Source organism: Pseudomonas oryzihabitans NBRC 102199 (assembly GCF_000730625.1).
GTDB lineage: Bacteria > Pseudomonadota > Gammaproteobacteria > Pseudomonadales > Pseudomonadaceae > Chryseomonas > Chryseomonas oryzihabitans.
In genome coordinates this window covers 749,343-770,338 of record NZ_BBIT01000005.1, presented here as the reverse complement: position 1 = coordinate 770,338, position 20,996 = coordinate 749,343, and the positions used below count along the sequence as shown (strand labels likewise).

The 20,996-nt window shown below is 66.2% G+C and carries 17 protein-coding genes and 3 tRNA genes; 9 read left to right on the top strand and 11 right to left on the bottom strand.

Annotation, left to right across the window (positions count from 1 at the left end; translation table 11 throughout):
- The 7 genes from POR01S_RS23380 to POR01S_RS09745 form a co-directional block, all read right to left on the bottom strand.
- The coding region (locus POR01S_RS23380) for a GTP-binding protein (protein WP_255211820.1) at positions 1 to 114 on the bottom strand (114 nt) is incomplete at its 3' end.
- Between the two features lie 84 nt (positions 115 to 198).
- Positions 199 to 274 (bottom strand) — tRNA-Thr (locus POR01S_RS09770).
- A gap of 20 nt (positions 275 to 294) precedes the next feature.
- Positions 295 to 368, bottom strand: a tRNA-Gly gene (locus POR01S_RS09765).
- Between the two features lie 23 nt (positions 369 to 391).
- Positions 392 to 476, bottom strand: a tRNA-Tyr gene (locus POR01S_RS09760).
- Between the two features lie 220 nt (positions 477 to 696).
- Positions 697 to 2,238, bottom strand: coding sequence for a phosphoenolpyruvate carboxykinase (locus tag POR01S_RS09755; RefSeq protein ID WP_042135398.1), 1,542 nt, complete (start codon positions 2,236 to 2,238; stop codon positions 697 to 699).
- A 104-nt stretch (positions 2,239 to 2,342) separates the two neighbouring features.
- Positions 2,343 to 3,236 carry an Hsp33 family molecular chaperone HslO gene (gene hslO, locus POR01S_RS09750; RefSeq protein WP_007161253.1) on the bottom strand — a complete coding sequence of 298 codons (894 nt, stop codon included), beginning with the start codon at positions 3,234 to 3,236 and terminating at the stop codon, positions 2,343 to 2,345.
- Positions 3,237 to 3,342: 106 nt separating this feature from the next.
- Entirely contained in the window at positions 3,343 to 3,756 is a 414-nt protein-coding gene (locus POR01S_RS09745) for an RNA-binding S4 domain-containing protein (protein ID WP_439000737.1), read from the bottom strand.
- Positions 3,757 to 3,844: 88 nt separating this feature from the next.
- Between POR01S_RS09745 and rimA the strand changes: the two genes are divergently transcribed.
- Genes rimA through rimK form a run of 3 tightly spaced genes read left to right on the top strand, consistent with a single transcriptional unit; the run spans position 3,845 to position 6,015 of the window.
- Entirely contained in the window at positions 3,845 to 4,621 is a 777-nt protein-coding gene (gene rimA / locus POR01S_RS09740; RefSeq protein ID WP_042135396.1) for a S6 modification regulatory phosphodiesterase RimA, read from the top strand.
- Between the two features lie 15 nt (positions 4,622 to 4,636).
- Complete coding sequence (gene rimB, locus POR01S_RS09735) at positions 4,637 to 5,113, top strand: retropepsin-like aspartic endopeptidase RimB (RefSeq protein WP_027598255.1); 477 nt, start codon at positions 4,637 to 4,639, stop codon at positions 5,111 to 5,113.
- Complete coding sequence (gene rimK / locus POR01S_RS09730; RefSeq protein WP_027598254.1) at positions 5,110 to 6,015, top strand: 30S ribosomal protein S6--L-glutamate ligase; 906 nt, start codon at positions 5,110 to 5,112, stop codon at positions 6,013 to 6,015. Before rimB ends, rimK begins: the two co-directional genes overlap by 4 nt.
- Before the next feature lie 170 nt (positions 6,016 to 6,185).
- Here the strand turns inward: rimK and POR01S_RS09725 are convergent, their stop codons facing one another.
- On the bottom strand, positions 6,186 to 7,505 hold the full coding sequence (locus tag POR01S_RS09725) for an ATP-binding protein (RefSeq protein ID WP_027603085.1): 1,320 nt from the start codon (positions 7,503 to 7,505) through the stop codon (positions 6,186 to 6,188).
- 137 nt (positions 7,506 to 7,642) lie between these two features.
- Here POR01S_RS09725 and POR01S_RS09720 point away from each other — a divergent pair, with 137 nt between their 5' ends.
- Entirely contained in the window at positions 7,643 to 8,515 is an 873-nt protein-coding gene (locus tag POR01S_RS09720; protein WP_027603084.1) for an undecaprenyl-diphosphate phosphatase, read from the top strand.
- Between the two features lie 172 nt (positions 8,516 to 8,687).
- Here the strand turns inward: POR01S_RS09720 and ompR are convergent, their stop codons facing one another.
- Complete coding sequence (gene ompR, locus POR01S_RS09715; protein ID WP_027598251.1) at positions 8,688 to 9,422, bottom strand: osmolarity response regulator transcription factor OmpR; 735 nt, start codon at positions 9,420 to 9,422, stop codon at positions 8,688 to 8,690.
- A 175-nt stretch (positions 9,423 to 9,597) separates the two neighbouring features.
- Here ompR and POR01S_RS09710 point away from each other — a divergent pair, with 175 nt between their 5' ends.
- From POR01S_RS09710 to gshA, 3 genes are all read left to right on the top strand, one after another.
- A complete protein-coding gene (locus POR01S_RS09710) occupies positions 9,598 to 11,916 on the top strand; it encodes a Tex family protein (protein WP_042135393.1) in 2,319 nt (772 codons plus the stop codon).
- Between the two features lie 2 nt (positions 11,917 to 11,918).
- Positions 11,919 to 12,302 carry a PaaI family thioesterase gene (locus POR01S_RS09705; RefSeq protein ID WP_051398714.1) on the top strand — a complete coding sequence of 128 codons (384 nt, stop codon included), beginning with the start codon at positions 11,919 to 11,921 and terminating at the stop codon, positions 12,300 to 12,302.
- Positions 12,303 to 12,512: 210 nt separating this feature from the next.
- Positions 12,513 to 14,090, top strand: a complete 1,578-nt coding sequence (gene gshA / locus POR01S_RS09700) for a glutamate--cysteine ligase (RefSeq protein WP_042135392.1) — start codon at positions 12,513 to 12,515, stop codon at positions 14,088 to 14,090.
- Positions 14,091 to 14,860: 770 nt separating this feature from the next.
- On the opposite strand, the gene argA is transcribed toward gshA, so the two are convergent.
- Entirely contained in the window at positions 14,861 to 16,159 is a 1,299-nt protein-coding gene (gene argA, locus POR01S_RS09695; RefSeq protein WP_042135390.1) for an amino-acid N-acetyltransferase, read from the bottom strand.
- A 163-nt stretch (positions 16,160 to 16,322) separates the two neighbouring features.
- Positions 16,323 to 17,483 carry an acetylornithine deacetylase gene (gene argE, locus POR01S_RS09690; RefSeq protein WP_042135387.1) on the bottom strand — a complete coding sequence of 387 codons (1,161 nt, stop codon included), beginning with the start codon at positions 17,481 to 17,483 and terminating at the stop codon, positions 16,323 to 16,325.
- A 170-nt stretch (positions 17,484 to 17,653) separates the two neighbouring features.
- Between argE and POR01S_RS09685 the strand changes: the two genes are divergently transcribed.
- Positions 17,654 to 19,003, top strand: coding sequence for a CYTH domain-containing protein (locus POR01S_RS09685; protein WP_042135385.1), 1,350 nt, complete (start codon positions 17,654 to 17,656; stop codon positions 19,001 to 19,003).
- A gap of 189 nt (positions 19,004 to 19,192) precedes the next feature.
- Complete coding sequence (tfpB, locus tag POR01S_RS09680) at positions 19,193 to 20,974, top strand: type IV pilus assembly ATPase TfpB (protein WP_027598246.1); 1,782 nt, start codon at positions 19,193 to 19,195, stop codon at positions 20,972 to 20,974.
- The last annotated feature ends 22 nt before the right edge of the window (positions 20,975 to 20,996 follow it).

The window sequence follows — 20,996 nt, the reverse complement described above, 5'->3', positions numbered from 1 at the left end:
ATCGGCACAGACTTTGGTCAGCGCTGCGGTCAGAGTGGTCTTGCCATGGTCAACGTGACCGATGGTGCCCACGTTCAGGTGCGGCTTGTTACGTTCAAACTTTTCTTTAGCCATCGACACTCTCTCCCTTCACGAATTGAGCAAAGCAATGCCGCCATTAAAACAAAGGCAGATATTTTCATATCTGCCTTTTTAAGATGGAGCTCATGAGCGGATTTGAACCGCTGACCTCACCCTTACCAAGGGTGTGCTCTACCAACTGAGCTACATGAGCGAAACATTTGCCAGTCAAACTGGAGCGGGTAGCGGGAATCGAACCCGCATCATCAGCTTGGAAGGCTGAGGTTCTACCACTGAACTATACCCGCAGAGCCTAAACGCTCTAGCAATCTGGTGGAGGGGGAAGGATTCGAACCTTCGAAGTCTGCGACGTCAGATTTACAGTCTGATCCCTTTGGCCACTCGGGAACCCCTCCAAAGTGAGGCGGCATTTTCTTCATCTGCCCTCCTCTTGTCAAGGATCTTTTTAAAATCTCCTTAACAATCAGTGCTTTCGCCTCGCTCGCTAGCGTTATCAGCGAAAGCGGGCGCAGTTTATGCAACCACGACGGAGTGCGCAACCCCAAAACGCAAAAAAAGCTTAAAAAACAAAGGCCGCCCTAGCGGCGGCCTTTGTTTGCAGACGGCGACCCCCTGTTACAGCTGGGGACCGGCCGCCACGATGCCTTCGGAGACGCCGGAGAACTTCTTGAAATTCTCGACAAACTTGCCGGCCAGCTCCCGAGCGGCGGTGTCATAGGCGGCGCCATCCTGCCAGGTGTCGCGCGGATTGAGCAGGACGCTGTCCACGCCCGGCACGGCGACCGGGACGTCGAGATTGATGACCGGCACATGGCGAGTCTCGGCACCGATGAGGGCGCCGCTCTGGATGGCCGCGATCACCGCGCGAGTGGTGGGGATGTTGAAGCGCTTGCCCACGCCGTAGCCACCACCGGTCCAGCCGGTGTTGTCCAGGTACACCTTGGAGCCGAAGCCCTGGATGCGCTTGATCAGCAGATCGGCGTACTCGGCCGCCGGGCGCGGGAAGAAGGGCGCACCGAAGCAGGTGGAGAAGGTCGACTTGATGCCGGGACCGGAACCCATCTCCGTCGAGCCGACCAGGGCGGTGTAGCCGGACAGGAAGTGATAGGCCGCCTGCTCATTATTAAGGATGGAAACCGGGGGCAGCACACCGGTGAGGTCGCAGGTCAGGAAGATGACCGCATTGGGCTCGCCGCCCAGGTTGTGCTCGGCGCGCTTGTCGATCAGCTCGCGCGGATAGGCCGCCCGGCTGTTCTGGGTCAGGCTGTCGTCAGCATAGTTGGGCTGACGGGTCTGGGGATCCAGGACCACGTTCTCCAGCACGGCGCCGAACTGGATGGCCTTCCAGATCACCGGCTCGTTCTTCTCGGACAGGTCGATGCACTTGGCGTAGCAGCCACCTTCCATGTTGAAGACGGTGCCCACGCCCCAGCCGTGCTCGTCGTCACCGATGAGGTAGCGGCTCTGGTCGGCGGACAGGGTGGTCTTGCCGGTGCCGGAGAGGCCGAAGAACAGGGTGACATCCCCCTCCTCGCCCACGTTGGCGGCGCAGTGCATCGGCAGCACATCCTTTTCCGGCAGCAGGAAGTTCTGCACCGAGAACATGGCCTTCTTCATTTCGCCGGCGTAGCGCATGCCGGCGATCAGCACCTTGCGGGCCGCGAAGTTGATGATGACGGTGCCGTCGGAATTGGTCCCGTCACGCTCGGGCTCGCAGACGAACTCGGGCGCATTGAGGATCTCCCAGGCCGGCTTGGACTGGGGATTGTATTCGGCCGGATTGATGAACAGGCAGCGACCGAACAGGTTGTGCCAGGCGGTCTGGGTGCGCATGACGACGGGCAGGTAGTGCTCGACATCGGCGCCTACATGGACGTGGGAGACGAATTGATCACGCTCGTCCAGGTAGGCGCTGACGCGCTCCCACAGCGGGGCGAACTTCTCCTCCGGGAAAGGCCGGTTGATCGGCCCCCAGTGGATGGCGTCGCGCGTGGAGGCTTCCTCGACGATAAAGCGATCTACCGGCGAACGCCCCGTGCGATGCCCCGTCTTGACGACCAGCGAGCCATTGGCGGCCAGCTCTCCTTCGCCACGTCGCAGGGACTCTTCCACTAACTGCGCGACGCTGATATCGGTATACACGTTGGCTTTCGTCATTTCGTTCCCCATGGCCCTGGGCCGTTCCTCATGCTTGTAGCTCTTACACGGCAGAACTACACGTTGCGGGATTATGCCAGAAAGCCTTCGGGCTTTTGCAACGGCTAGTGCCGGGTATTTCCTGGGGTTTGCGTGCCGCCGCCCGCAAAAATCTGCGCGATATCGGCGGCGTCGAAGACCTGCTGCTCATTGCAAAACTGACAATCGACCCGAATTTGTCCGTCCTGTTCATCGAGCAGACTCTCGACGTCCGGCTGCCCCATGCTGATCAGGGCATTGGCCGCCCGATCGCGGGAGCAGCTGCAGCTGAAGGCTACCGGTTGCTCGTCGAACAGACGCACCGTTTCCTCGTGGAACAGGCGATGCAGGATCACCTCGTTATCGAGGCCCAGCAGTTCTTCGGCGGTGAGGGTATCGGCCAGGGTGACGACGTGCTCCCAGCTGTCCTGGCGGGCCTGGGCATCCTTGATACGTGACGGCGGCAGCTGCTGGAGCAGCAGGCCACGGGCGCGGCGACCATCGGCATTCAGCCAGAAACGGGTGGGCAACTGCTCGGAGGTGGCGAAGTAGCCGGACAGGCATTCGGCCAGGTTCGCGCCCTCCAGCGGGACGATGCCCTGGTAACGCTGACCGTGGCGGGGATCGATGGTCAGGGCCAGGACGCCATCGGGCATGAGTTCGCCCAAAGAGGCGGACGCGGTGATCTCGCTTTCTTCGTAGCGGGCGATGCCGCGCACCTCGCGCTCGCTGGAGCACTCGACCATGAGCAGCGGGATCGGCCCGCTGGAACGCGCCTGCAGCACGAGCAACCCTTCGAACTTGAGGGTTCCGCACAGCAACGCGGCCGCTGCCAGCATCTCGCCCAGCAATTGGGCGACGGGCTCCGGATAAGCGTGCTTGGCGAGGACCTCGACATAGCTGCGATCCAAGGTGGCCAGTTCGCCGCGGACATCGGTTTCGTCGAACAGGAAGCGCTGGGTGAAATCGTGGGAAGTCATGAACTACCTATATAAGGAAGGAGGCCGCGAAGCCTGACGCTGCGGCACACGCCAGGGCCGCCGAGCGGTCCTGGCCATTGAGAGGATCCGGCGAGTCGCGACGGGATCAGTCGTCGAACGGATGGACGTACTCGCGGAACTGGTGGATCTGGCGCCGCTGCTTCTTGGTGGGACGGCCGTCGGTCTGCAGGCCGAGGTTGCCCGCCTTGCGCGCCGCAGCGGCCTGTTCGCGCGCCTTGAGGCTTTCCGGCGTCTCGGTATAGAGCTGCTGGGCCTCGGGCGCACCACGGCGGTTCTGCGACAGGGCGACGATCACCACGGTCTTTTCGTCATAGCCCTGACGGATGGTAAGGACATCGCCGACACGCGGCTCCTTGCTGGGCTTGCAGCGTTCGCCACGGCACTGGACCTTGCCGCCTTCGAGGGCCGCCTTGGCCAGCGCGCGGGTCTTGAAAAAACGTGCCGCCCAGAGCCATTTATCAAGGCGCATCCGTTCTTCAGTGTGATCTACTGCATACATCGAATAAAAGGTCCCCTATTGGGTCTTAGACTCTTCTCAAGAACTCTAAACCATCGGACCGACGCTGCAAGCGCGCCTCTGGAGAGCCATGACCACATTCTTTCCTTCCGACCTGACCGGTCAGACCCGCTGCGCGGGGTGCCAGCAGTCGGAACCCCTGGGCTTCGACTTCGATTTTGCCTATCAGCCCATCGTGGATCTGGGCAAGGGCGCGGTCTTCGCCCGGGAAGCGCTGGTGCGCGGACCAGGCGGCGAAGGCGCACTGTCGGTGCTCAATCAGGTGACCGACAGCAACCGCTATAGATTCGACCAGCTCTGCCGCACCAAGGCCATCGCCACCGCGGCGGCCCTGGGCATGCAGGAGAGTCTCTCGATCAACTTCCTGCCCAACGCCGTCTATCGTCCGGAATTGTGCATCCGCAGCACCCTGGCCGCCGCGCGCGAGCATGGCTTTCCCCTGGAGCGCCTGATCTTCGAGACGGTGGAAACCGAACACGTGGCCAGCAACCACCTGACGCACATCCTGCGCGAATATCAGCAATTCGGCTTCAAGACCGCCATCGACGACTTTGGCGCCGGTCATTCCGGCCTGACCCTGCTGGCCGAATTCCAGCCGGACCTGGTCAAGCTCGACATGGCGCTCATCCGCGGCATCGACCAGGATCAGGTGCGACGGACCATCGTGCGCAACCTGATCGTCATGTGCCGCGAACTGGGCACCCAGGTGATCGCCGAAGGCGTGGAGACCGTTGCTGAACGCGATTGCCTGCGGGACCTCGGGATTGAGCTGATGCAGGGCTATCTGTTCGCCAAACCAGCCTTCAAGCAGCTCGTTGATCCGCAACATTTAGGCGGAGGCCACTGATTTCAAGGAGCAGCGATGAGCAATTCCGCCGAACCGGTCATTATCGGCCTGAGTGAGTGGGTGGCCCTGCCCGATCTGGGCGTGGTCGGGCTGAGAGCCAAGATCGACACCGGCGCCAGTACCTCGGCGCTGCATGCGACGGAAGTCCAGCCGTTCATGCGCGGCAAGGAGCGCTGGGTGAGATTCACCGTGCACCTGGGCACCCTGGTCCAGTCCCGGCACCGCCATTGCGAAGCGCCGCTGGTGGCGAAAAAGACCATTCGCAGCTCCAATGGCATCGCCCAGACCCGTTACGTCATCCGTACCCTGCTGGCCCTGGGCGAGTGCCAGTGGCCGGTGGAATTCACCCTGGCCTGCCGCAAGAGCATGCGCTATCGCATGCTGCTCGGCTCAAAGGCGTTGATCGATGGTGGCCTGCTGGTGAATCCGGCCGTCTCCTATGCGCAAGACAAACCTCAGTTGTCCCTTACTCCGGCCTCCGGTGCCCCATGAAAATCGCCGTTCTCTCGCGTAACCCCAACCTGTATTCCACCCGGCGCCTGGTCGAGGCCGGCGTCAGCCGCGGCCATGAGGTGGTCGTGGTCGACACCCTGCGCGCGTACATGAACATCGCCAGCCACAAGCCGCAGATCCATTACCGTGGCAAGCCGCTGGAAGGCTTCGATGCGGTCATCCCGCGCATCGGCGCCTCGGTGACCTTCTATGGCTGCGCGGTGCTGCGCCAATTCGAGATGCAGGGCGTCTTTCCGCTCAACGAGAGCGTGGCCATCAGCCGTTCGCGCGACAAGCTGCGCTCCCTGCAACTGCTCTCGCGCAAGGGCATCGGCCTGCCGGTGACCGGCTTCGCCCACTCGCCGGACGACGTACCGGACCTGATCCAGATGGTCAACGGCGCCCCCCTGGTGATCAAGGTGCTGGAAGGCACCCAGGGCATCGGCGTGGTGCTGTGCGAAACCGAGAAGGCGGCCGAGTCGGTGATCGAGGCCTTCATGGGGCTCAAGCAGAACATCATGGTGCAGGAATACATCCGCGAGGCGGGCGGTGCGGACATCCGCTGCTTCGTGGTCGGCGACAAGGTGATCGCGGCGATGAAGCGCCAGGCGGCACCCGGGGAATTCCGCTCGAATCTGCATCGTGGCGGCACCGCCAGCCTGATCAAGATCACCCCTGAGGAGCGCATGACCGCCCTGCGCGCGGCCCGGGCCATGGGCCTGAGCGTGGCCGGGGTGGACATCCTCAGATCCAACCACGGCCCGCTGGTGATGGAGGTCAACTCCTCGCCCGGCCTGGAAGGCATCGAGCAGACCACCGGCAAGGACGTGGCCGGGATCATCATCGAATACCTGGAAAAGAACGCCGAGCCGGGGCTGACACGGACCAAGGGCAAGGGCTGAGGCCGTGGTTTGGGAGGTTGGGCTACGCTGGCGTCTGGCCCAACCTCCCTATCTCCTGATAGATCGCGCGCGAGCCCGATGTCGAGGCCATTTCGCTATGTCACAGCATCGCGGCCATGGCGGTCCGCCGATGCGGCCGCTCCTACAAAGTGCAGAAGCAGCGTTCGGCGTCAGCTGGCGCTGCGGGGCAGCAGCAGGCCCAGGGGCAGCAGCACCCGGGCTTCCACCCCGCCACCTTCGCGATTGCGCAGCTCGGCACTGCCGCCGTGCTGCGCGGCAATGCGCTTGACGATGGCCAGGCCCAGCCCGGAACCGCTGACGGTGCGGGCGCGATTGCCGCGGGTGAAGGGATTGAAGATGTCCTGCAGATCCTTGGGATCGATGCCGGGACCGCGATCCATCACGCTCAGGGCGACATAGGGCGCCGTGGCGGAGCCCGCGACCTGCCCGACCACCTCGATACCGCCACCGCCGCCATGGCGCAGGGCGTTTTCCACCAGATTGGTCAGCAGCCGCTTGAAGGAGATGCGCCGCACCGGCAGTGGCGGCAGCACGTCCAGCATCAGCCGTACCCGCTCCGTCTCCTGGTTGTAGGGCGCCACCACCTGGCGGGCCAGTTCGTTGAGGTTGGTGAGCTCCTGGGGTTCGTCCCGCCCATCGCGGACGAAGGCGAGGAACTGGTCGAGGATGGCGTTCATGTCCTCGATGTCGCGGATCATGTCCTCGGCCTCTTCGCGCTCGGCCGGCGGCATCAGTTCCACCGCCAGACGCAGGCGGGTCAGGGGCGTGCGCAGGTCGTGGGAGACCCCGGCCAGCATCAGTTCGCGTTCGCGGCCGGCCTGCTCGACGTCTTCGGCCATCTGGTTGAAGGCGTGGTAGACATCCTGGATCTCGCTCGGGGCATCGGTCTCCGGCAGCCGCACGCTGCGGCCCTTGCCCAGCTCGCGCGCGGCGTTCACCAGGCGCCGCAAGGGCTGGTTGAGCTGCCGCACGAAGACCCAGGCGGCGCCCACGGACAGCAGGCCGATGGCGAAAAACCAGCCGAGCACGCTCCAGATGTGCTGGCCACGCAGCGGGTGGGCCATCAGCGGAATCTTGATCCAGTCCGGTCCCAGGCTCGGCGCCAGCACCCAGAGCGCCGGACCGTGCTGGACCCGCACCCGCACCTCGGTCTCCTCGCCCAGTTCCTGTTTCATCTGGCGCTCGAAGATCTCGCTGTAGGGCCAGTGGTATTCCCCGGCCGGCACGGTTTCCGGTGATTCGTAGCGCAGACCGGCGGCCTGGGCAATGCGCGGTCGCTCGGACTCCGGGGTGGCCCAGTAGGCCTTGAGCGTCAGGGCCGCGCCATGGCTGTACTGGCGATCGACCAGGACGTCCTCATTGAGTAGCAGATAGACCAGGGTCAGCGCCTTGGAAAACAGCACCGCGAGCAGGACCATCCACAGCGAGCGGGCGAAAAAACTCTGGGGAAACCAGCTGGGCGCCTTCATCGGTCCGGATTTCCGCGCAAAACGGCGCGAAAGCCATCACAACCTCTGGGATTGCAGGGTCCAGATAGGCCACCGGACGCGGACACATTCGGATACATTTGTTCGTCCATTTCTTCCCTTCAACCTGGAGTTCTCTCGTGTCCGACATCTGCCAGACCGGCCTGGACATCGGCTTCGCCTCGCTCAGCTATGCGCAGATCGCCTTTCTCGGCGTGGTGCAGGGTATCACCGAGCTGCTTCCCATTTCGTCCACGGCGCACATGCGGGTGGTACCGGCCCTGCTCGGCTGGCGCGACCCCGGCTCGGCCTTTTCCGCCGCCATGCAGATGGCGGCGCTGGCCGCGGTGATCAGCTATTTCTGGCGCGATGTGAGTGGCGTGACCCGCGGCAGCCTGGCCGCGGTGCGCCAGCGCGACTTCGACAGCCCGGACTTCCTGCTGGCGGTGATGATCGTGCTGGCGACCATTCCCATCTGCATCGCCGGTCTGCTGCTGGCGCCCCTGCTCAACGCCTGCGACTCGCCGCTGCGGGGCCTCAGCGTCATCGGCTACGCCTGCCTGGCCATGGCCGCGCTGCTGGCGCTGGCGGAGCGGATCTGCCGGCACAACAGGGACATCTCGCAGATGCGGCTGCGCGATGCACTGATCGTGGGGATCGCCCAGGTCGGGGCGCTGATTCCGGGCGTGTCCCGCTCGGGCTCGACCCTGACCGCCGCCATGTTCCTCAATCTGCGTCGCGAAGAAGCCGCGCGCTTCTCCTTCCTGCTGGGTCTGCCGGCCATCGCCCTGGCCGGACTCAAAGAGCTGGTGGTGCTCTGGCACGCGCACATCCCGGCCGAAGCCTGGTCGCTGCTGCTGGTGGGATTGCTGGTGGCGAGCCTGTCGGCCTTTGCCGCGATCTGGGGCCTGATGCGCTTTCTGGAGCGCTTCTCGACCTGGCCCTTCATCATCTATCGCGCGCTGCTGGGGATTTTCCTGCTGATCGGCGTGCATCAGGGGCTGTTCGCCTGAGCCTATTCAAAGTCAGCTGCGCGTCGGCCAAACAGCGTTGAAAAGACCTTCGGAATGCTCATTTACGCCTTGTAAACTCAGCTTCCTCAGGTCTTTTCGCCTCGTTTGACTCTAGCTCGCAAGACTTTGAACACGCTCTGTATCGTCGACACCTAAGTGTGGCGGTGAGAGCTTATTTGCCGGCGCCGTCCGGTACGAAGACGTAGCCCACGCCCCAGACGGTCTGGATATAGCGCGGCTTGGACGGATCGGGTTCGATCATCCGGCGCAGGCGCGAGATCTGCACATCGATGGAGCGCTCCAGGGCGTCCCATTCGCGACCGCGGGCCAGGTTCATCAGCTTGTCGCGGGTCAGCGGCTCGCGGGCGTGGTCGACCAGTGCCTTGAGCACGGCGAATTCGCCGGTGGTAAGCATGTGGGTCTCTTCGCCGCGCTTGAGTTCGCGGGTGGCCAGGTGCAGGGCGTAGTCGCCAAAGGTCACCACCTCGTCGGTCCCGGCGGGGGCGCCGGGCACCACCGGCGCCTGACGGCGTAGCACGGCCTTGATGCGAGCCACCAGCTCCAGCGGATTGAAGGGCTTGGCCAGATAGTCGTCAGCGCCCTGGTCGAGGCCCTGGATGCGGCTGCCTTCGTCGCCCTTGGCGGTCAGCATGATGATGGGGATGCGGTTGCCGCTCTCGCGCAACCGGCCGCAGGCGGACAGGCCGTCTTCGCCGGGCATCATCAGGTCCAGCACGACCAGGTTGAAGACCTCGCGCGCCAGCAGGCGGTCCATCTGTTCGGCGCTCTCGACGGTGCGCACGCGATAACCCTGCTCGGCCAGAAAACGCTCCAAGAGGCGACGCAACCGGGCGTCGTCGTCGACGACCAGGATCTTTTCACCTTCCGGGGCAACGGGGGTGCTCATAATATCTCCTTGTGATCTAGCACTGGATTATGCCGTAGGCCATCCGACCGCGGCATTGGGCCATTGTTAGCAGATTTTGCCCACTCCGGGGTGGCGGTGCCGGCATGGGAGGCAGGGCTCCGGCGGGCTCGGGTATACTGCCGCCCGCTTTTTCTCGTGCAAGCCAGGTAGCCCGATGGATATCAATAGCCGCATCGCCGAAGAGCTCGGCGCCCGCCCGCAACAGGTCGCCGCCGCCGTGGCCCTGCTCGACGAAGGGTCGACCGTGCCCTTCATCGCCCGTTACCGCAAGGAAGTCACCGGCAGCCTGGACGACACCCAGCTGCGTCATCTCGAAGAGCGGCTGCGCTATCTGCGCGAGCTGGAAGAGCGCCGCGGCGCGGTGCTGGCCTCCATCGAGGAGCAGGGCAAGCTGACCCCCGAACTGGCCCGCGAGATCAACCTGGCCGACACCAAGACTCGCCTGGAAGACCTCTATCTGCCCTACAAGCAGAAGCGCCGCACCAAGGGCCAGATCGCCCTGGAAGCCGGTCTCGGCCCGCTGGCGGAGGCGCTGCTGCAGGATCCGACCCTGACCCCGGAGTCCGAAGCCGCCGGCTATGTCGACGCGGACAAGGGCGTGGCGGACGTCAAGGCCGCCCTGGAAGGCGCCAAGTACATCCTCATGGAGCGCTTCGCCGAAGACGCCGACCTGCTGGCGCGGCTGCGCGGCGTCCTGCAGCAGGACGCCATCCTCAGCGCACGACTGGTGCCTGGCAAGGAGACCGAAGGCGCCAAGTTCAGCGACTACTTCGAGCATGACGAGCCCTTCAAGGCGGTGCCCTCGCACCGCGCCCTGGCGATCTTCCGCGGCCGCAACGAGGGCATCCTCAGCGCCGCGCTCAAGCTCGGCGAAGAAGGCCCGGGCATCGCCCATCCCTGCGAAGGCCTGATCGCCGCGCATTTCGAGCTGAAGAACCAGGGCCGCGCCGCGGACAAGTGGCTTTCCGAGGTGGTGCGCTGGACCTGGAAGGTCAAGCTCTATACTTCCCTGGAAACCGACCTGCTCGGCGAGTTGCGCGAAAAGGCCGAGGAAGAGGCCATCGCGGTCTTTGCCCGCAACCTGCACGACCTGCTGCTGGCCGCACCGGCCGGCCCGCGCACCACCCTGGCGCTGGACCCGGGTCTGCGTACCGGCTGCAAGGTCGCCGTGGTGGACGCCACCGGCAAGCTGCTGGCCACCGACACCGTCTATCCCCATGCGCCGCGCAATCAGTGGGACCAGACCCTGGCCACCCTCGGCGTGCTCTGCACCAAGCATGGCGTGGACCTGATCGCCATCGGCAACGGTACCGCCAGCCGCGAGACCGACAAGCTGGCCGGCGAGCTGATCAGCAAGTACCCGGGACTCGGCCTGACCAAGGTGATGGTCAGCGAAGCCGGCGCCTCGGTGTATTCCGCCTCGGAACTGGCTGCCCGGGAATTCCCCGAGCTGGACGTCTCCCTGCGCGGCGCCGTGTCCATCGCCCGCCGCCTGCAGGATCCACTGGCCGAGCTGGTGAAGATCGAGCCCAAGTCCATCGGTGTCGGCCAGTACCAGCACGACGTCTCCCAGCTCAAGCTGGCGCGCAGCCTGGACGCCGTGGTGGAAGACTGCGTGAACGCCGTGGGCGTGGACGTGAATACCGCCTCCGCCGCCCTGCTGGCGCGGATCTCCGGGCTCAACGCCACCCTGGCGCAGAACATCGTGCAATTCCGCGATGCCAACGGCGCCTTCGCCACACGTGAGGCCCTGAAGAAGGTGCCGCGCCTGGGCGACAAGACCTTCGAGCAGGCCGCCGGCTTCCTGCGCGTGATGAGCGGCGCCAATCCGCTGGACGCCTCGGCCGTTCACCCGGAGACCTATCCCCTGGTGCAGCGCATCGCCGCCGACACCGGCCGCGACATCCGCTCGCTGATCGGCGATTCGGCCTTTCTCAAGCGCCTGGATCCGAAGAAGTTCACCGATGAGAGCTTTGGCCTGCCGACGGTGACCGACATCCTCCAGGAACTGGACAAGCCGGGGCGCGATCCGCGTCCGGAGTTCAAGACCGCGGTGTTCCAGGACGGCGTGGAAAAGCTTTCCGACCTCAAGCCCGGCATGGTGCTGGAGGGCGTCATCACCAACGTCACCAATTTCGGGGCCTTCGTCGACATCGGCGTGCACCAGGACGGCCTGGTGCACATCAGTGCGCTGTCGGAGAAGTTCGTCAAGGATCCCTACGAGGTGGTCAAGGCGGGCGACATCGTCAAGGTCAAGGTGATGGAGGTGGACGTGCCGCGCAATCGCGTGGGACTGTCCATGCGCATGGGTGACACCCCCGGCGAGAAGGTCGACGGCAAGCCCGGCGGCCAGGCCCGCGGCAACGGTGGCAAGCCGCGCACCGACAAGGGCGCCCCGCGCCAGACCCAGGCCGCGCCGGCCAACAATGCCATGGCGTCCCTGTTCGCCAACGCCAAGCAACTGAGGAAATAGGCATGAGCGGTTCTCTTGCAGGCAAAGACAGCGCCTTCAGCACCCTGCTGGGCATGACCATCCACAAGGCCGAGGGTGGCGAGTCCGAGGTGCGCATGAGCGTGCAGGACACGCTCATCAACCTGCACGGCAAGCTGCACGGCGGTGCCATCTTCTCGCTGATCGACACCGCCCTGGGCCAGGCCAGCCACAGCCTGTTCGATGGCCAGGCCGGCAGCGTGACCCTGGAATGCAAGGTCAACTACGTGCGTGGCGTCAGCGACGGCGAACTGGTCTGCCGCGCCCGGGTAATCCACCCGGGCCGCAAGACCCATGTGCTGGAAGCCCAGGTGCATCAGGGCGACAAGCTGATCGCCCTGGCCCAGGCGACCTTCGCCTGTCTGTGACCGGCCAGAGCGGGCGGCAGCGAAGCGGCGCATATCGCCCTTTGCCGTCGCCTGAGCTACGCTGGGAGACAACTGAGCGGGTTGCGGTCTGAGGCTTGAACCCGGACCGCAGCAGTGACTGCTGCCCCCGCGTCGGCCCTGGCCGGCAACCCTCATTTCAGTCGGTTTCTTCTACCCTGCCCGGGGCGAGTACCGCCATAGGAAGTCAACTTGAGCGATATCCTGTCCCGCCGCCTGGCCCTGCTCGGCGCTGATCCCACCCTTCTCGCCGAATGCCTGCACGGCATCGAGCGCGAGACCCTGCGGGTGGACGCCCGTGGCCAGCTGTCCCGCCGCCCCCATCCCCGGGCGCTGGGCTCGGCCCTGACCCATCCGCAGATCACCACGGACTACTCCGAGGCCCTGCTCGAATTCATCACCCCCACCGGTACCCGCACGCCCGAGGTGCTGGACGCGCTGGATCGGGTGCATCGCGCCGCGGTCGCCGAACTCGACGGCGAGCGCCTCTGGAGCGGTTCCATGCCCTGTGCGCTGCCGGCGGAGGACGAGATCCCCATCGCCGACTACGGCAGCTCCAACATCGGCCGGCTCAAGCACGTCTATCGCCGCGGCCTGGCTCTGCGCTACAGCCGCACCATGCAGTGCATCGCCGGCATCCACTACAACTTCTCGCTGCCGGAAGCGGCCTGGGAACTTCTGCGCCAGCAGGAAGGTGACGCCCGCGATGCCCGCGACTACCAGTCGGCGCGCTATATCGCCCTGATCCGCAACTTCCGCCGCTACAGCTGGCTGCTGATGTACCTGTTCGGCGCCTCGCCGGCGCTGGACGCAGGCTTCCTGCGGGGTCGGCCACATCGGTTGCAGACCCTCGACGAGCGGACCCTGTACCTGCCCCATGCCACCAGCCTGCGCATGAGCGACCTGGGCTATCAGAGCAACGCCCAGGCCAGCCTGACGCCGGACTACAACGACCTGACCACCTATACCGAGAGCCTGAGACGCGCGGTGGGTACGCCCTACCCGCCCTATGCGGAGATCGGCACGCACCAGAACGGCGAGTGGGTGCAGCTCAACACCAACATCCTGCAGATCGAGAACGAGTACTACGCCACCATCCGCCCGAAGCGCGTCACCCGCAGCGGCGAGCGGCCGGTGCAGGCGCTGATGGCGCGCGGCGTGCAGTACATCGAGGTGCGCTGCCTGGACATCGATCCCTTCCTGCCGCTGGGCATCGATACCACCGCCGCGCTGTTCCTCGACGCCTTCCTGCTCTATTGCGCCCTGGAAGGCAGCCCGCCGCTCAACGGCGAGTGCAGCGAATGCACCGACAACTTCGCCAGCGTGGTGCGCGAAGGCCGCAAGCCGGGCCTGCGCCTGCAGCGCCATGGCGCCTCGGTGACCATGATCGACTGGGCGGCGGAGATGCTCGACCAGATCGAGCGCTGCGCCGAGACCCTGGACGCCAGCCTGGGCGGCGACGCCCATCGCCGGGCGGTGGCGGTGCAGCGGCAGAAGGTCGCCGATGTCCGCCTCACCCCCTCGGCGCGGGTGCTGCAGGAGCTGCGCGAAAGAGGCGAGAGCTTCGCCGACTTCGGCCTGCGCCAGAGCGAGGCTCATGCGGCCTATTTCGCCAGCCACCCGCTGAGCGCCGGCGAGCAGGCCTGCTATGCCCAGATGGCACGCCAGTCGCTGGAAGAGCAGGCGGAGATCGAGGCGGCGCCCCAGGGGGATTTCGATACCTTCGTGGCGGCGTATCAGGCGAGCATTCTGGCGACGATCGGGGTGTAGATGCGTAGGTTGGGTTGAGCGAGAGCGAAGCCCAACATTGCGGTGCCAAGTGCCGAAGAGCTTGTTGGTGCCTTAGCTGATTGTCGTGCTTTGCTGATGGCTCTTGTTTCGCCTCCTCGGGCGACTCACTTTTTTCAGTCGCGGCTGCGCGCCCCGGAAAAAAGTAAGCAAAAACGTTTGCCCCGACCATCCGGCCCTCCGCTGCGCTCCGGGTGACTCGCGTTGCTCGCCCTTCGGGCCAGCCTACGGCTGTTACTTCGCTACGCTACGTTTCGCTCACGCCAGCGCCGTTCCGGGGTCGGTCCAGATGGGCCGTCCATGGCCCACTGGACCTCTCGCCGCATCCATGCGGCTCGACCCACTTCACGACACTGGCGCTCGCCCTGCTGAACGGGGCGATTCGCCAGCCTGGAGGTTCTGGATGAAGAACCCTGAACAGCCCGTAGCCCGTAGCGTGGACAACGGCGCAGCCTTGTCCACTGAGAGCGGCGGTGCCCATTAGTGGAAAACGCTGCGCGGTTTTCCACGCTACGTCTCCAAACGCCAGCGGGCGAATCGATGGTTGTGAAGGCGCCTTCCGGTATCGATGCAGGAAGAGCCAGCTCCGCCTTGCAGCGGTTTCCGTTGGGACTGGCGCTATCGCGGCCATGGGCCGCTCCTACAGGCGTGCCTTGAATCTGTAGGAGCGGCCCATGGCCGCGATGACGGTGGGGCTTGGCGCTATTGGCTTCGACGATGCAGCCGTCTCAGCCCAACCTACGGGCGCACGCCTACAAGCCCTTCTCGAAGATCTTCGAATTGCGCTGGAAGTTGTACAACGATGCCCGCGCCGCAGGGAGGCGCTCCACGCTGCTGGGTTCGAAGCCGCGTTCGCGGAACCAGTGGGCGGTCTTGGTGGTGAGCACGAACAGGGTGCTCAGGCCGCGCTCGCGGGCGCGTTGTTCGATGCGGGCCAGCAGGGCGTCGCCGCGACCGCCGTGGCGGTAGTCGGGATTGACCGCGAGGCACGCCAGCTCGCCCGCCGCCGAGTCGGCGATGGGATAGAGCGCCGCGCAGGCGATGATCAGGCCTTCGCGTTCGACGATGCTGAATTGCTCGATCTCGCGCTCCAGCACCTCGCGGGAACGGCGCACCAGGATGCCCTGTTCTTCCAGCGGGCGGATCAGCTCCGTCAGGCCGCCGACGTCGGCGATGGTCGCCTCGCGCAGGGTCTCGAAGGGTTCCTGGGCCACCAGGGTGCCGCTGCCGGCGCGGGTGAAGAGTTCGGTGAGCAGGGCGCCGTCCTCGGCGTAGCCGACGATGTGGCAGCGACGTACGCCGCCACGGGTGGCCTGGGCGGCGGCGTCGAGCAGTTCGGCCTGGTAGGAGCTGCCCAGGCGCGCCAGATGGGTGGGGATCTGCTGCGGGCCGATCTCGCGGATCAGGGCGCCGTGTTCGTCCAGCAGGCCCGGTTCGGCGCCGTAGAGCACCAGCTTGTCGGCGCCCAGGTCGATGGCGGCGCGCATGGCGACGTCTTCGCAGGCCAGGTTGAAGGTCTCGCCGGTGGGGGAATAGCCCAGTGGCGAGAGCAGCACGATGGTGCGCTCGTCGAGCAGGCGGCCGATGCCGCGGCGGTCGATGCGGCGGACTTCGCCGGTGTGGTGGAAGTCGACGCCATCCTGCACCCCGACCGGGCGTGCGGTGACCAGATTGCCGCTGGCGACGCGCAGCCGCGAGCCCTGCATGGGCGAGGCGGCCATGTCCATGGACAGGCGCGCCTCGATGGCGCTGCGCAGGCTGCCGACGGCATCGATCACCGCTTCCAGGGTCGGGCCGTCGGTGATGCGCAGGTCGTTGTAGAAGCGCGGCTCGATGCCACGCGCGGCCAGGCGCGATTCGATCTGCGGACGGGAGCCGTGCACCAGCACCAGGCGCACGCCCAGGCTGTGCAGCAGCACCAGGTCGTGGACGATGTTGCCGAAGTTGGGATGGGCGACGCCGTCACCGGGCAGCATGACGACGAAGGTGGCGTCGCGGTGGGCGTTGATATAGGGCGAGGCGTGGCGAAGCCAGTTGACGTATTCGTGCATCGAGACGAAGACCCTTGGAGGATAGGCGGGAGGGTGAACGAGGGCAGGCAGGGCGTTCAGCGTCGTCGCAGCACGGGGGTTCCTCGACAGGGAGCGGATGGGCAGACAGCCTCAGTAGACCGTCTGGAGTTTACAAAAAGTCACGCCGGACGCGCGGGTCTGTTCATCGGACCGCGGCGGCCGCGCCCAGGCAGTAGTGGCCGATCAGCTGCTGCAGCAGCTCGACGGTAGGCGCGATCCGCGCCAGCGCCAGGTGCTCCTCGGGCTGGTGCGCGCAGCTGATGTCGCCGGGGCCGAGCACCAGCACCTCCTGGGTGATCGCCTGCAGATAGGGCGCCTCGGTGGCGAAGGCCACGGCCTCGGCGCGGTGGCCGGTGAGACGCTCGGCCAGGCGCACCAGTTCGGCCTCGGCGGGCTGCTCGAAGGGCGGCACGGCGGGAAACAGCGGCTGGTAGTCGATCCGCACCCCGAAGCGTTCGGCGACCGGCAGCAGCCGCCCGCGGATGGCCTGGCGCAGGGCTTCGGGCTGCATGCCCGGCAGGGGGCGCAGGTCGAATTCCAGAGCGCACTGGCCGCAGATGCGGTTGGGATTGTCGCCGCCATGGATGCAGCCCAGATTCAGCGTCGGCTGGGGCACCAGGAACAGCGGATTGCGGTATTCGCGCTGCCACTGGGCGCGCAGGTCGAGCAGCTCGCCCATCACCGCCTGCATGGCGTCCAGGGCGCTGTGGCCCAGGCTCGGATCGGAGGAGTGGCCGCTCTGGCCGAGGATGTCGATGCGCTCCATGAGGATGCCCTTGTGCAGGCGGATCGGCCGCAATCCGGTCGGCTCGCCGATCACTGCGGCGCGGCCCAGGGGGCGGCCGGCTTCGGCCAGTCCCCGGGCGCCGTCCATGGAGGATTCCTCGTCGCAGGTGGCCAGCACGATCAGCGGCTGGCGCAGCTGGCGCGGATCCAGGTCGCGTACCGCCTCGAGGATCAACGCGAAAAAGCCCTTCATGTCGCAACTGCCCAGGCCGTACCAGCGATCGTCGGCGTCGCGCAGACGCAGGGGATCGGCCTGCCAGAGCGCGGCGTCATAGGGTACGGTATCGGTATGGCCGGCCAGCACCAGACCGCCCGGCCCGCTGCCCAGGGTGGCGATCAGGTTGAACTTGCCGGGTGCTACCTCCTGGGTCTCGCAGGCGAAGCCCAGGGCGCCGAACCAGTCGCTCAGGCGGGCGATGACGCCAGCGTTGGACTGGTCCAGGGCGGGCTGGGTGCAGCTCACCGAGCTTTCGGCGATCAGGGTTGAGAACAGAGCTTTCAGCGCGGGCAGGGTCATGCGGGGTCTCCTGGTCACGCCTCCATCATGGCGCCATCCGCCGCGCGATGAAACCTTCATGCGCCAGGGGGGCGGGACGGGCTAAACTAGCGCCCACGTTCTCGCCGTCCGTCGTCATGACGCGCTCGGCACGGAGCCGGACCGTTCTCTTCCGGCGCCAGGATCCTCCAATGGCCAAAGAAACCGAAATCAAGCTGCGCGCCAGTGCGGCCACCCTCGACGCCCTGCGCGCTCATCCGCTGCTGAAGAAGCGTTGCAAGGACGGCTGGCAGCGCCACGAGCTGTCCAACTGCTATTACGACACCGACACCCGCGACCTGGCCCACGCCAAGGTCGCCCTGCGTGTGCGGCGTGATGGCGAGCGCTTCATCCAGACGCTCAAGAGTCGCGGCCAGAGCCTGGCCGGGCTGTCCGAGCGCAACGAGTGGGAATGGCCGCTGGCCGATGCCACCCTGGACACCGCGCTGTTCGACGACAGCTGCTGGCCGGCGGAACTGGCCGACCTGGACCTGCGCCGCCTGCAGCCGGTGTTCGACACCGATTTCGTCCGCGACGCCGCGGAGATCGCCTGGGGCCGGGGCAAGGCCCGAACCATCATCGAAGTCGCCCTCGACCAGGGCGAGGTGCGTGCCGGCGACCAGCGCGAGGCCATCGCCGAGATCGAGCTGGAATTGCGCCAGGGCGAACCGGCCGCGCTGCTGGAACTGGCCGAGCAACTGGCCGCCGAATTCCCGCTGATGCCCTGCGACATCAGCAAGGCCGAGCGTGGCTATCGCCTGCACGATGCGGCGAGCTACACCCTCTACCTCTCTGCGCCGGAACTCGACGCCGAGACGCCGCTGGACGAGGCCGTCGCCCGCCTCGGCGGACACCTGCTGGCCGGCAGCCAGCGCCTGGCCGAACAGTATCGCTGGAATGGCCACTGGCGCCTGCTGGTGGACTGGGTGCACCAGCTGATCGACCTGCGCGCCCTGCTCGGCAGCCTTGGCCAGGCCGCGCCGCGGGCCACCAGCCGCGACCTGCGCCAGACCCTCGACGAGCTGCTCGCCGACTGGCGCCCGCTGGCGGCCATCGGCCAGGACGACGAGGAAGCCCGCCGCCAGGCACCGCAGCGCTTCGCCGCCGAACTGGAGCAGCCGCGCTGGGGCCTGTTCTCCCTGCGCGCCGCGCGCTGGCTGCACGAGCGCGCCTGGACCCAGGGCCGCACCGGCCGTGGCGAACGCCAGGGCGCGACGCCCCTGGGCCAGTGGCTGCCGCGCTTCCTCGCCCTGGAAGCGGCCGAGCTGCCGCTGCTGCGCGCCATCACCGAACCCGAGCTGATCGAGCAGCAGCTGCCGCGCCTGGAGCGCATGCAGGTCTGGCTGCACCTGGCGCGGGGCGCGCTGGACCTGCCCGAAGCCGATCGGCTGTATGGCGAACTGGGCAAGCTGGCGCCGCTGAGCGCCCATGGCGATCTCGCCGGGGTGGCCGAGCAGGCGCGCCTGGTCCATGGCCTGGCGCCCTGGAAAGCCCTGGCCTGAGCCGCCGAATGGCGGGAACGGCTGGCGCATCCGGCCGTCCATCCTGATGGCACAAGGCCGCGAGCGATTCCTTAATACAAAATCGCTATGCTGGAGGAGGCGACCAACCTGGCGGGTAGCGCAGGCGGGTCGTCCCCGGTCAGGCACCGGGCGCCACCCCGAGTGCGACCACCTTTTCAAGGAGTCCAGATGTCCGCCATAGCTTCCCCTTCCGCTGATCGTTGGCTCGACCTGGGCGACATCCTGCGCGAGCTGGTCAGCCAGCAGCGGATCGACCAGCAGACCGCCGAACAGTGCCTGCTCCTGCGCCGCGGTTCGGCCAATCCGCAGCAGCATCCGCTGGAGTTCCTGGCGGCGCAGAGCGTGGACGACCTCAGTCGCCCGGGGCGCAAGCTGGATCTGGACAGCCTCACCCGCTGGCTCGCCGAGTATTCGGGCCAGCCCTTCTACCGCATCGATCCGCTCAAGGTGGACGTGGCCTCGGTCACCCCGCTGATGTCCTACGCCTTCGCCCAGCGCAACAAGATCCTCGCCGTGGCGGTGAGCCCGGACGAGGTGACGGTGGCCAGCGCCCAGCCCTTCGTGCACAGCTGGGAAAGCAACCTCACCCATGTGCTGCAGCGGCCGATCAAGCGCGTGGTGGCCAGCCCGGCGGACATCACCCGCTACACCCAGGAATTCTTTCGCCTGGCGCGCTCGGTCACCGGCGCCTCGGCGGTGGAGCAGAAGACCAGCGGCGTCGGCAACTTCGAGCAGCTGGTCAATCTCGGCGCCGCCGATGGCGAGCCGGATGCCAACGACGCCCACATCGTCAACATCGTCGACTGGCTGTTCCAGTACGCCTTCCAGCAGCGCGCCAGCGATATCCACGTCGAGCCGCGTCGCGAGCAGGGCGCGGTGCGCTTTCGCATCGACGGGGTGCTGCACACCGTCTACCAGTTCCCGGCCCAGGTCACCCTGGCGGTGGTCAGCCGGATCAAGAACCTCGGCCGCATGAACGTCGCCGAGAAGCGCAAGCCCCAGGACGGCCGGATCAAGACGCGCATGGCCGGCGAGAAGGAAGTCGAACTGCGCCTGTCGACCATGCCCACCGCCTTCGGCGAAAAGCTGGTGATGCGGATCTTCGACCCGGACGTGCTGCTCAAGAGCTTCGACCAGCTCGGCTTTTCCGCCGACGACCTGCGCCGCTGGGCCGGCATGACCGGGCAACCCAACGGCATCATCCTGGTCACCGGTCCCACCGGTTCGGGCAAGACCACCACGCTGTACACCACCCTCAAGCAGCTGGCCACGCCCGAGGTCAACGTCTGCACCATCGAAGATCCCATCGAGATGGTGGAGGACGCCTTCAACCAGATGCAGGTGCAGCCCAACATCGAGGTGACCTTCGCCAGTGGCGTCAGGGCGCTGATGCGGCAGGACCCGGACATCATCATGATCGGCGAGATCCGCGACCTGGAAACCGCCGAGATGGCCATCCAGGCGGCCCTGACCGGGCACCTGGTGCTCTCCACCCTGCACACCAACGATGCTCCCAGCTCGGTGAGTCGCCTGATCGAACTGGGCGTGCCCTACTACCTTATCCGCGCCACGGTGCTCGGCGTCATGGCCCAGCGGCTGGTGCGGACCCTCTGTCCGGCCTGCAAGACGCCCACCGAACTGGACCCGGCCGCCTGGCAGGAACTGACCAAGCCGTGGAACGCCCCGCTGCCCACCGGCGCCATGCAGCCGGTGGGTTGCCCGGAATGTCGTGACACCGGCTATCGCGGTCGTGCCGGGGTATACGAAATCCTCACCCTCTCCGATAGTCTGCGCGAACTGGTGACGGCGGATACCGACATCACCGCGCTGCGGCGGCAGGCGTTCAAGGAAGGCATGCGCAGCCTGCGGCTGTCCGGTGCGCAAAAGATCGCCGCCGGCTTCACCACCGTGGAAGAAGTCCTGCGCGTCACGCCCCAGAGCGAACGTTAGGTCCAGCAGCCCGCGAGCGGAA